Raw genomic sequence first — 11,195 nt, 5'->3', positions numbered from 1 at the left:
GGCACCGGCCGCCAGGGCACGCGAGCCGGCACCGGCCGTCAAGGCACGCGAGCCGGCACCGGCCGCCAAGGCACGCGAGCCGGCACCGGCCGCCAAGGCGCGCAAGCCGGCACCGGTCGCCAAGGCACGCGCCGAGCTCAAGAAGGAGGGCCAGCGGGCGACGAAGCGGGGCCTGGAAGCCTACGAGCATGTCTTTGGCCAAGGCGACTGAGGTGGACGTACCGTGAAAGCCGCGCCGGGAGCGCGCTCCAATTCTCCCGCCCCTACTGGGGGAGGGCCGGGGAGGGGGAACGGCCATGGCGCCCGCCACTTTCATCGTTCGGGGTGGCGCGGGCGCCATGGCCGTTAGATCGGGCCACGAATCCGCTGCTCCAGGCCATTCGGGGTGCGGCACCGCAAAGCCCATACCTCTATCCAAGCGCTCGGAAATTCTCGACAATCCGCCCTCGCACCCGGCATCCGCCGGCGTGCCCTGCCAATCGGGGACCGACACCATGGATCAAACTCTACCGGAGCGTTCCGCTCCCTCCGCCACGCCTGAGGCGGCACCTGGCCTCGCCGCCGAGTTCGGGGCGCTGCGCGACCATGTCGGCCAGGCCATCTTGGGCCAGGCCAATCTGGTCGAGCGCCTATTGATCGCCCTGCTGGCGGATGGCCACCTCTTGGTGGAGGGTGCCCCGGGGCTGGCCAAGACCACCGCCATCAAGCAATTGGCCCTGGGCCTGGAGGGCGATTTCCACCGCATCCAGTTCACCCCCGACCTGCTCCCGGCGGACCTGACCGGGACCGAGATCTATCGTCCCAACGACGGTACCTTCCGCTTCAACCGCGGCCCCATCTTTCACAACCTGCTGCTGGCCGCCGAGGTGAATCGCGCCCCGGCCAAGGTCCAGTCCGCCCTCCTGGAGGCCATGGGTGAGCGACAGGTCACCGTGGGCAGTGAGACCTATCCACTGCCGGCGCTGTTCCTGGTGATGGCGACCCAGAACCCGATCGAGCAGGAGGGGACCTATCCGCTGCCGGAGGCTCAGCTCGACCGTTTCCTGATGCATGTGCGGGTGGACTACCCGGATGTGCAGACCGAGCGCGCCATCCTGCATCTCAACCGGCGCGAGGCCGTAGAGGGGGGGGCGGCGGGGAGCGCGGTACGCTTGAGTCAGGCCAGCATCTTCGCCGCCCGCCGGGCCATCTTCGGGCTCTACATGGCCCCGGGGGTGGAGGACTATCTGGTGCATCTGGTGGTGGCGACCCGTCGCCCCCAGGACTATGCCAAGGACCTGGGGAACTGGTTGCGCTTCGGTGCCAGCCCCCGCGCAACCATCGCCCTGGACCGGTGTTCCAGGGCGCGCGCCTGGCTGGCGGGGCGGGACTATGTCTCCCCGGAGGACGTACAGGCGGTGGCCCCGGACGTGCTCCGCCATCGGGTGCTGCTCTCCTACGAGTCGGAGGCCGAGGGTCGGCACCCGGACGACTTCATCGCGGCGCTGCTGGCGCGGGTGCCGGTGCCTTAAGGTAGACTGACTTTGATTCAATCGCATGTGTTACACGCCGACCCCCAGGCCGGCATCCGGGTCGGGCTCAAGGACCTGATCGCCTTGCGGGGGCAGGCCGTGCGCCTGGATCTGGCGCCGCGCGGACGGGTGCTCGCCACCCGCACCGGTGGGCACCTCTCGCACTTTCGCGGGCGCGGCATGGAGTTCGATGAGTCCCGGGTCTACCAGCCGGGGGACGACCCGCGCAACATGGACTGGCGGGTCACGGCGCGCACCGGGACACCCCATGTGAAGCTGTTCCGGGAGGAGCGTGAGCGGCCGGTCTGGCTCCTGGTGGACCAGGGGATGAGCATGCGCTTCGGTACCCGGGTGGCCTACAAGTCGGTCATCGCGGCGCGCGCCGCGGCCCTGCTGGGGTGGGCGGCGGTCGACCGGGCGGACCGGGTGGGCGGGCTGGTGTTCGACGAGGCCCGCCATCTGGAGCGTCGGCCGGCCGCCCGTGCCGCCGGTCTACTCGCCCTCTTGGAGCGGCTCAGCGAGCCGGTGGGGGTGGGCCGCCGCGGGCACGCCAGCGTGGGTGAGGCCGCCGCCCACCTGGTCAGGCTGGTGCGCCCCGGCAGCCTGGTGGCGGTGATCAGCGACTTTGCCGGGGTGCGGCCGGACGCCGGGCGCTGGCTGGCGGAGCTCGCCGCCGGGGCCGAGTTGCTCCTGATCATGGTCCACGACCCGCTGGAGGCGGCGGCACCCCCGCCGGGTCGCTATCCGGTCACCGATGGTGTGCGTCGCGCCGTGCTGGACCTGACGGGGGCGCGCAGTCGTGACGACTACCAGCAGCACTTCGCGGTGCGTGCCCAGACCCTGGAACTCCTGGCCCGGCGACACCGTGCGCATCTGCTGCATCTGGCAACCGACGCGCCGGTCGGTCCCGCCCTGGCCCGGGGGCTGCGGGCCCGGTTGGGGCCGGGGGGCAGGCTAGCGCAACGCTAATACGCGTTGCCGGGCGTCTCCACCACGGCATAGCCGACCAGGGTGCCGGTCGAGTCGAGCACCTTACAGAGTCCCTCCCAGTAAGGCGTCACTTTCGATGGATTGAACTGATTGTCCACGAGTGGGATGATCCGATAGTGCTGATCCTTCATCGGCACCTCCAGGGTCCATCCCAGCCCCATCTTCTTGTCGTCGAGCCGGCGCAGCTGGCCGAGCTGGCCGAACCGCTCCAGCCGGCTGAACTGGCCGAAGCGCGTCACGCGGTAGTGATAATTGTCAAAGATGGTGGTGCGGCCGGTCCGGTCGACGAAGCTCCCTTCCCGGTGACCGGTTTTGGGGAAGGCATAGAGCATGATTTCCTCATTGTCGAAGAAGCGCAGCGAGAACCACTCCCAGCCCGTTTCGTTGAACAATCCCCACTGCCGGTCAAACCAGGATTTGCCTGCCCCCTTGATGGTCACCCAGTCATGGTTCGGGGTCTTGAATGACAGGGTCCCGGTGGTGGCGATGTTGGTATAGGAATAATAGAAGCTGCGCTCGGTCGGACGCCGCGGATGTCCCATGATGATGCGACCGTCCCGGCCGTGCCAGACCGCCCCCTTGGTTGGAGTGCCCTCCAGGCTGAACCTGAGATTCTTGCTGTTGGCCGTAATCCGCAACGCCTGGCCATCCCGACAGATCCGATTGTCCTCGAAGACGATACAGTATGCATCGCCGTGAACCCTAGCCGATGGTAAGCGGACCTCCTCCGAAAACAGGTGCTGACCGGTGGACGGGTCAGTAAAGGAGAGGTGCAGCACATAGGTTTCGCCGAGATACATCCGGTGTCTGACCAGAAAACTGCGAAAGATCGTGAACTGGTAAAAATAGGATTTTCCCGACTGATCAGCCAGCTGCCCCGTCAGGTACCACCATTCGCTCCCCTGGTCGTGGGGCGACCATTCATAGTCGGCGTCCCGATGGGCCTTGTCGTCATATGCAACCGTGATCGACCGCTGGGTGGCGCAGCCGGCCAGCAGGATGACGGTGGCCAGTAGAAACAGTAGTTTTTTCATCGTATAAGGTGTCGTGTGTCGCGGCAAAATGTTGGCCTTGATCGCTATTCCGGCCACCCCGCGAACATTCGTCGCGGCCTGGGGGCCGCTCCTACCCGCGTAGGAGCGGCTCCTAAGCCGCGACGGGTTGCCCCAAGCGCCGGTACTAGCCGGAGCGATGACCAAAGCCCGGTAAGCGGCGCTTCGCGGGGCTAGCGCCCGAGCAGGCGCCGCAGGCCCAGCCAGCTGGTGATCCCGAAGGCCTCGACGATGATGCGGCGCGAGATCTTCGAGGCGCCGGCGTGGCGGTCCACATAGCGGATCGGGACCTCGGTGATGCGCGCCTTGGCACGGGCGAAGGCGGCGAGGACCTCGATGAGAAAGGAATAGCCGTCGGAGTGCATCTGTGCCAACGGGACCCGGGCCAGCGCGGTGGCGCGGTAGCAGCGAAAACCGCTGGTGCAGTCATGGACCGGTGCGCCGGTCATGGCGCGTGCGTAGGCGCTGCCGGAGCGGCTGACGGCGCGCCGCACCGGCCCCCAGTCGACCAGGATCTCGCCGCCCTCGACATAGCGCGAGCCGATCGCGAGATCGGCGCCGGCGGCGACCGCCTTGATGAGTTCGGGCAGGGCCGCCGGATCGTGTGAGAGATCGGCATCCATGGTGCAGATGCGCTCGTAGCCGCCGTCCAACGCGAGCCGCAGCCCCTCGCGGCACGCCGCCGCATAGCCGCGCGCTCCGGTGCGATGCAGGACGCGCAAGCGCGGTTCACGCGCCGCGATCGCATCCGCCCGCGCGCCGGTGCCGTCGGGCGAGGCGTCGTCAACGATCAGCACCGCGAGTTCCGGGTCGAGCGCGAGCAACCGCTGCGCGAGGACGGGCAGGTTTTCGGCCTCGTTGTAGGTCGGGACGATGACGATGGTGCTGGGCATGAGGAGCCTTATCGGTACGGACGGGCGTTGGGCGCGCGGGCGGCGTGACGCGTGCGCGGGCCGCGCATGGTAGCGCGCGCGGTCCCGGCGCGCGAGTGTGCTAGCCGCCCTTCGGGACCACTACCAGGCGTGTGCCGGAGCGCCGATCGTGCCAGGCCAGACGGTCGCGGTCGAACAGACACCACCAAAGCCCGATTCCCGCCGGCAGCAGGCTCAAGGTTGCCCAGCCGAGGCGGCGCAGGGCATCGCGGGCACTCAGGCGCCCGCCGTCGTCGCGTATGGCCCGCAGCCGCCAGGTGCTCATGCCCAGGGTCTGGCCGCCATGGGTCCAGAAATAGACGAAGAAACCGGCGATGACGGCGACCAGATAGGCCTGGAAAAGGGTCCGATACAGCCAGTCGCCGTTGGGGTAGGGGCGGGCGGCGAGCAGGTCGTAGGGGATGATGAAGAGCGCGGTGGCAAGCATGAGCAGTGCCGCCAGCAGAATGCTGTCATAGAGCAGGGCGCCCAAGCGACGCGGCAAGCGGGCGGCCTGGGTCGCAGTTTCCGGAGGGGGCATAATGGGCTTGGCCGGTGGTGGCGGGAGCGGTGCATCGACCGATACCTTCACCTCGACCGATACTTTGACCTCGGGTCGGGCGACGGCATCGGTGATCTGGTCGTTGACTGCGGTTGGGAAGGCCATGACGGGCTCCTGGTAGTCGATGGGGCGAGTAGCTGGTGGGATTGTCGCCGTCCGCGCGGCTTGGCGCCAGGGCGGGGGCGGCGTACCCTGCGGAGTTGGCGCTCCCGGCCCGATCTGCGCCGCACCGGGGTGCGGCGCCCGGTGCGTGTGGCGTGACTGGCCCGGAGCCTTAAAATTTGTACCATATTCCTGTGAAACCGATCATCTTCCGCCTGCTGCGGGGTGTGCCCATGCCGGTCATCGCGATCGTGATCGGGCTCGCGGCGGGGCTGGTGGTGTGGGTCGTGCTGGACGAGATCCAGTCGCGGCAGGTGGCCCGGATCTTCGATGCCGAGCTCCAGGACCAGCTCGATCTCCAGGCCCGGGAGGGCCTGATCCGCTTTGACCGCTATTTGGCCGGCTACGGCATGACCACCCGCCTGCTGGCGAACCACCGGCGCCTGGCCGAGTATCTGGAGCCCCGGGTGTGGTCGAAGGCGGAGGGCGGTAAACCGCTGGTCTATCGGGAGTTCCGGCCCTTTTGGCTGCCCGACTTTTTTGCCCGGGATGCCCAGTGCCCGCCCAGCCAGGTGTTGCTCACCGATCTCGAAGGCCGGGTCCGGGAGGTCTATCAGACCGGCACGGCGCCGCTGCCGGCCGCGTTCGCCAAGCGCATCCCCGAGCGATTTCTGGACGCCGCGGCGGTGCGCACGGTGCTGCTCAAGCTGGACGCGGTGCTGTATCTGTTGGTGAGCGACACGGTGGAGGATTCGGCCGGTTATCACATGGGGTATCTGGTTGTACTGGTGCCCATCGACCAGGCCTTCCTGGCTGCCTCCCAGCGTGGGGTTGACCCGAATCGGTCGGCGATCGCCTTGGTGGACCGGGGCGACCAGCGCATCCTGGCGAGTGTGGATGCCGCCAACCTGGTTCCCGGGACCACCCCGGACCAGTGGGGCGACGGCTATGTGGTCACCACCCAACCCTTGCCCGACTATGCGGGGGCGGACGACAACCTGCTGTTTGCGACCTTCGTGACCCAGTCCAATGTCGAGCGCATGTCACGCCACGTGCGTATCTTTGAACACCGTCAGCGCCTGTTCCTGGCCCTGGTGTACATCCTGGTCTTCACCTGGGTCATCTATCTGGTGTCCTCGCGGCTGAACCGGATCTTGAAGCGCATGACCCGCTTCTCCCAGCGCGCCTTGGGGATCCCCGAACCCGGCTTCCAGCGCACCGGCAATCAGTTGCTGCTCCTGGAAGAGTGGATCGCCCACTTTACTCAGCTGGTGCTCAAGGCGCGCGAGGAGATGAGCCGCCGCCATCAGGCGGAGATGCGTGAGAGTGAGGCGCTCAAGGCGGCGATGATGGAGGCCTCGCTGGACGCCATCGTCACCCTTGACCACCAGGGCCACATCATCGAGGTGAACCCGGCCGCCGAGCGGGTCTTCGGCATTGAGCGCGCGCAGATCATCGGCCACCCCTTCGGTGAGCGTCTGTTGCCCGAGGTGGCGCGTACCGCCTTCCGTCGCCTGCTCGATCGCTCCCGCCACGACGGGCTGGAGCCGGCGGGGCGCGGTGAACTGGTCGCGTTGCGCGGGGACGGCCCGGAGTTTCCGGTGGAGATCTCCATCGTGCCGATCGACCTGGAGGCGGAGCGCTTCTATACCCTGTATATCCACGACATCACGCAACGCAAGCAGGCCGAGCGCGACATCAAGAGTCTGGCGCGGCTCGCCAGCGAGAGCCCCAGCCCGATCCTGCGGGTCAGCGCCGCCGGTCAGATCGCCTATGCCAACAACGCCAGCCGCCCCCTGCTGCTCGGCTGGGGCACGGAGCAGGGCGGCGCCCTGCCGGCCGAGTGGGCAACCGAGGTGGCCGAGGCCCTGGCGCAGGGTGAGCCGCGCGAGCGCGAGACGGCACTCGGGGCCCAGGTCTATGCCCTGCTGTTCGCCCCCTTCCGGGACTTGGGCTATGTCAACATCTACGCGCGCGACATCACCGCGGTGCGCCGGGCCGAGCAGGCGTCGCGCCAGCACCAGGCGGAGTTGGTGCATGTGAGTCGCTTGAGTACCATGGGCGAGGTGGCGACCGGCATGGCCCATGAGATCAATCAGCCGCTCTCTGCCATTGTCAATTATGCCAACGGCTGCACGCGCCGCATCCAGGGCGGTCAGGGTACCGCCGATGACCTGCTGGGGGCACTCTCCCAGATCGCGAGCCAGGCCAAGCGCGCCAGCGAGATCATTCGCCGCCTGCGTGCCCTGGTCGGCAAGCAGCCGCCGATCCGTGCCGACGTCGATCTCAATCACCTGGTACGCGAGGTGTGTTCTTTCGTCGAGTTCGAGACCAGCAAGCTCAGCATTCAGATCGAGCTGGATTTGGCCGCGGAGCCAATCCCGATCCATGTGGACCTGGTGCAGATCGAGCAGGTGCTGCTCAATCTGGTGCGTAACGCCCTGGACGCACTAGAGGAAGCCCCGCAGCCCGAACGACGACTCCTCATCCACACCGGCGTGTCGGGGGCGCAGGCGGTGGTGGCGGTGCGCGACAGCGGTCCCGGGGTCGAGCCCGAGCGCCTGAAGCTCCTGTTCGACCCATTTTTCACCACTAAGGAGGGGGGTATGGGCATGGGATTGCCGATCAGTCAGACGATTCTCGAGAACCATGACGGGCGCATCCGGGCCGAATCGACACCCGGCCAGGGCACCGTCTTCCACGTTACGCTGCCGCTCGCGGAGCCGACCGCCGATGCCGACCCCGAGCCGCCGCCGCCCGCAGCAGGAGCCACCCCATGAGCACTATCCCCACCGTCTATGTCGTCGATGACGATCAGGCCATGCGCACCTCCCTGCAATGGTTGATCGAATCGACCGGCATGCGGGTAATGACCTTCGAGTCAGCCGATGCCTTTTTGGCCGGCTATTATCCGGGGCGGGCCGGGTGCCTGCTGGTGGACGTGCGGATGCCCGGCATGAGCGGGCTGGAGCTCCAGGCCTACCTGGCGCGGGAGGGTTATCGGCTCCCGGTCATCATCATCACCGGCCATGGCGACGTGGCCATGGCGGTGAAGGCGATGAAGGCCGGGGCCATGGATTTCATCGAGAAGCCCTTTCATGACGAGGACCTGCTGCGTAGCATCAACAAGGCCCTGGAACAGGACCAGCGTCAGCGCCTCGACCGCGCCGCCCGCGCGCAACTCTTGGAGCGCTTGGCGGACCTGACCCCGCGGGAGCACGAGGTCATGGGCATGGTGACGGACGGCAAGTCCAATCGGGAGATCGCCGCCGCCCTGGGGGTGACCCCTAAGACCGTGGAGGCCCACCGTGCCCGCGTCATGGAGAAGATGCGCGCCGACTCATTGGCTGAACTGGTGCGGATGGCCTTGATTGCCGGGCAGGATGAGGTGGTGTAAATGCGCCCCTCTCGTGACACCGCTCCAGCGGTGTCACGCATGTGTCAGGCGCTCTGCGCCGGGAGCGCCAGTGCCCATGACGACGATCCAGCCCATGCTAGACTCGAAGTGACTGATTCATCTGCGCGCCTCTGCGCCTCTGCGTGAGTGATTCCTTATGGCATTGCCTCCGACTGATCGCCGCCAGGTGCTCGCCTGGTCCTTCTATGACTGGGCCAATTCAGCCTTTGCTACGGTGGTCATCGCCGGGTTTTTCCCGGTCTTCTTCAAACAGTTCTGGGCCGCGGACCTGGCAGTGACCGAGAGCACCCGCGCGCTCGGGTATGCCAGCAGCACGGCCAGTCTGATCCTGGTGTGCCTGGCGCCCCTGCTGGGGGCACTGGCCGATCAACTGGGGGCCAAGAAGCGCTTCCTGCTCATCTTCACCACGCTCGGGGTGCTCGCCACCGGCGGGCTCTATTGGCTGGCTGCCGGGCACTGGGTCGGCGCCCTGGCGCTCTATCTGGCGGGGCTGGTGGGCTTCCTCGGGAGCAATGTGTTCTATGACTCACTGATCACCGACGTGGCCGCGCCCGAGGACTACGAGCGCGTCTCCTCCTTAGGTTATGCACTGGGCTATCTGGGGGGTGGGCTACTGTTCGCACTCAACGTCATCATGGTCCAGTTTCCCGCGACCTTCGGCTTTGCCGGCGCTGGTGCTGCGGTGCAGGCCGCCTTCCTGGGGACGGCCCTCTGGTGGGGGCTCTTTACACTGCCGCTGGCGTTCCTGGTCAAGGAGCCGCGGGGGCTGGGTGAGAAGACCTTCGGCGGTGCGGTGCGCGGCGCCTTCACCGCGCTGGTCCAGACCTTCCGGCAGGTCCGCAGCCTGCGCTATACCTTCCTGTTCCTCATCGCCTATTGGTTCTATATCGATGGGGTGGATACCGTGGTTTTCATGGCGGTGGATTTCGGGCTCTCGCTCGGCTTCCCGGCCGCCAGCCTGATGGTGGCACTGCTGATCACCCAATTCGTCGGTTTCCCGGCGGCCCTGGTCTTTGGCTATCTGGGTGGTCGGTGGGGACCCAAACCCAGCATCCTGCTCGCCATTGGCGTCTATGCGCTGGTGGTGCTGGCGGCCACGCAGATGCAGGAGGTGTCGCACTTCTATGCGCTCGCGGTCGCCATCGGGCTCGTGCAGGGCGGCGTCCAGGCCCTGTCCCGGGCACTCTTCGCCGGCCTGATTCCGGCCGGCCAGACCGCCGAGCTGTTCGGTTTCTACAACATGGTGGGTAAATTCGGCGCTGTATTGGGCCCCTTCCTGGTCGGCACCATGGCCGCCTTGACCGGTAGCCCGCGGTGGTCACTGCTGCCGATCTTAGGGCTCTTCCTGATCGGTGCGGTGTTGCTTACGCGGGTGGATGTGGCGGCGGGACGGGCGGCGGCGGGCTAGCGGGGCCGGTTTGCGGCCGACCCCGGTCAGCGGAGCGTCGGTCCACTGCGCAATCGCACCATGGCGCCGCCGACGACTACAGCGCTCGCGTAACGCGACGTTTGCCAAAGTTCGCGTCCTTTCCTGGCTTGGCTTGAGTGACCTATGGAATGAACCCGACGGCGAATGCGCGGACGCCGCACCGCGGATCTCAGTTTTTCAGTATGGCCCGCCACCCGCCCCGGGACGGCAGACACGCCTGGCAGAACGGATCGACCGTAAAGCTCTGGCTCGCCTGGGCCGCGGCGGTGTAGTTGGCATTCCCGGCCTGATCCGCGGCGATGGTGCAGGTGCCCGCCGCAATGCCGGTGACCGTGCCGCCATTAGTCCCGACGGTGGCACAGACGGCGGCCGTTTGACTACTGAAGGTCAGCGGGTTGCCGGACCCGCCGCCGGTGGCGGAGATCGCGCCGCTGCGGCCAACCCAGACACTGGGTGCGGCGCCGAAGGTGATGGTCTGAGCACCCTTGCCGATGCTGAAGGTTTGGGTCGCCAGCGTGGCGGCGTTGTAGGTGGCGTTGCCGGCCTGGTCAGCGGCGATGGTGCAGATGCCTGCCGCGACCCCGGTGACGGTGCTGCCATTGGTGCCGCCGGTGGTACACACACCGGTAGTCTGGCTAGTGAAAGTTACCGGGTTACCCGAGGCCCCGCCGGTAGCGGAGACCAGGCCGCCGCCGCCCACCGAGAGTGAGGGTGCCGCGCCGAAGGCGATGGTCTGAGTGCCCATGACGCCAGCATCGGCAATCCCCGCCGTGCTGTGCGCCGCGCCGCCGGCACCGGTCCAGAACAGGTCGGGCTGACCGTCCGTGGCCACCCCGCCGCTGAAGGTCACCCCGTAGGAGGCGGTCTCGTCGATGCGTCCGGCACAGCCCCCCATGGCCCCCTTGGGGGTGTTATCGGTATCCAGATCGGCGGTGCAGATGAACAGTGCCGCGCCCTTGCCTTGCCCGTTGTTGGCGCCCGTGCCCGCGGTGGCGCTGTTGCCGGTAAAGGTGACCGTCTTCAGGCTAAGCGTCCCGCGCTTGACGAAGATCGCCCCGCCGAGGCCGCCGCCACCACCACCACCCCCGCCAGCACCGTAGCCGCCATAACCGGGCTTACCCGCGCCGGCGCCGAACCCGCCGAGGCCGGCGAGGCCGGCGATGGTGCCCACGCAGTTGCCCGAGCATCCACCGCCACCGCCACCGAAGCCGCCATTGCTG

General features: G+C 67.4%; 9 protein-coding genes and 1 pseudogene. 6 read left to right on the top strand and 4 right to left on the bottom strand.

The annotated features are described in order from the left end of the window. From QZY44_RS03795 to QZY44_RS03785, 3 genes are all read left to right on the top strand, one after another. Positions 1-211, top strand: a 211-nt coding sequence (locus QZY44_RS03795) for a hypothetical protein (protein ID WP_295442457.1), incomplete at its 5' end; no start/stop codon positions are given. A gap of 283 nt (positions 212-494) precedes the next feature. After that, positions 495-1,511, top strand: coding sequence for a MoxR family ATPase (locus tag QZY44_RS03790; RefSeq protein ID WP_295442454.1), 1,017 nt, complete (start codon positions 495-497; stop codon positions 1,509-1,511). A gap of 12 nt (positions 1,512-1,523) precedes the next feature. Continuing rightward, positions 1,524-2,480, top strand: coding sequence for a DUF58 domain-containing protein (locus QZY44_RS03785; RefSeq protein WP_295442451.1), 957 nt, complete (start codon positions 1,524-1,526; stop codon positions 2,478-2,480). Here QZY44_RS03785 and QZY44_RS03780 read toward each other — a convergent pair. The 3 genes from QZY44_RS03780 to QZY44_RS03770 form a co-directional block, all read right to left on the bottom strand. Next, positions 2,477-3,535, bottom strand: a complete 1,059-nt coding sequence (locus QZY44_RS03780) for a carotenoid 1,2-hydratase (protein ID WP_295442448.1) — start codon at positions 3,533-3,535, stop codon at positions 2,477-2,479. The genes QZY44_RS03785 and QZY44_RS03780 overlap by 4 nt on opposite strands. A gap of 191 nt (positions 3,536-3,726) precedes the next feature. Further along, positions 3,727-4,446 carry a polyprenol monophosphomannose synthase gene (locus tag QZY44_RS03775; protein ID WP_295442445.1) on the bottom strand — a complete coding sequence of 240 codons (720 nt, stop codon included), beginning with the start codon at positions 4,444-4,446 and terminating at the stop codon, positions 3,727-3,729. Between the two features lie 100 nt (positions 4,447-4,546). Then, a complete protein-coding gene (locus QZY44_RS03770; protein ID WP_365303214.1) occupies positions 4,547-5,131 on the bottom strand; it encodes an RDD family protein in 585 nt (194 codons plus the stop codon). A gap of 230 nt (positions 5,132-5,361) precedes the next feature. Between QZY44_RS03770 and QZY44_RS03765 the strand changes: the two genes are divergently transcribed. From QZY44_RS03765 to QZY44_RS03755, 3 genes are all read left to right on the top strand, one after another. Further along, the gene (locus QZY44_RS03765; RefSeq protein WP_295442460.1) at positions 5,362-7,908 is read left to right on the top strand and encodes an ATP-binding protein; all 2,547 of its coding nucleotides are present in this window, start codon (positions 5,362-5,364) and stop codon (positions 7,906-7,908) included. After that, positions 7,905-8,525 carry a response regulator transcription factor gene (locus QZY44_RS03760; RefSeq protein WP_295442442.1) on the top strand — a complete coding sequence of 207 codons (621 nt, stop codon included), beginning with the start codon at positions 7,905-7,907 and terminating at the stop codon, positions 8,523-8,525. The genes QZY44_RS03765 and QZY44_RS03760 overlap by 4 nt, the downstream gene beginning before the upstream one ends. Positions 8,526-8,682: 157 nt before the next feature. Continuing rightward, positions 8,683-9,954, top strand: a complete 1,272-nt coding sequence (locus QZY44_RS03755; RefSeq protein ID WP_295442439.1) for an MFS transporter — start codon at positions 8,683-8,685, stop codon at positions 9,952-9,954. Positions 9,955-10,144: 190 nt separating this feature from the next. Here the strand turns inward: QZY44_RS03755 and QZY44_RS03750 are convergent. Beyond that, positions 10,145-11,195: pseudogene (locus QZY44_RS03750) on the bottom strand (hypothetical protein); the annotation flags it as partial.

This window comes from uncultured Thiodictyon sp. (genome assembly GCA_903837595.1).
Lineage (GTDB): Bacteria > Pseudomonadota > Gammaproteobacteria > Chromatiales > Chromatiaceae > Thiodictyon.
This window is presented reverse-complemented; position numbering and strand designations above follow the sequence as displayed.

Bases quoted from the DNA above. Each gene is read 5' to 3' on its own strand.
- QZY44_RS03790 (WP_295442454.1), top strand. From the start codon at position 495: ATGGATCAAACTCTACCGGAGCGTTCCGCTCCCTCCGCCACGCCTGAG.
- QZY44_RS03780 (WP_295442448.1), bottom strand. From the start codon at position 3,535: ATGAAAAAACTACTGTTTCTACTGGCCACCGTCATCCTGCTGGCCGGC.
- QZY44_RS03775 (WP_295442445.1), bottom strand. From the start codon at position 4,446: ATGCCCAGCACCATCGTCATCGTCCCGACCTACAACGAGGCCGAAAAC.
- QZY44_RS03770 (WP_365303214.1), bottom strand. From the start codon at position 5,131: ATGGCCTTCCCAACCGCAGTCAACGACCAGATCACCGATGCCGTCGCC.
- QZY44_RS03765 (WP_295442460.1), top strand. From the start codon at position 5,362: ATGCCGGTCATCGCGATCGTGATCGGGCTCGCGGCGGGGCTGGTGGTG.
- QZY44_RS03760 (WP_295442442.1), top strand. From the start codon at position 7,905: ATGAGCACTATCCCCACCGTCTATGTCGTCGATGACGATCAGGCCATG.
- QZY44_RS03755 (WP_295442439.1), top strand. From the start codon at position 8,683: ATGGCATTGCCTCCGACTGATCGCCGCCAGGTGCTCGCCTGGTCCTTC.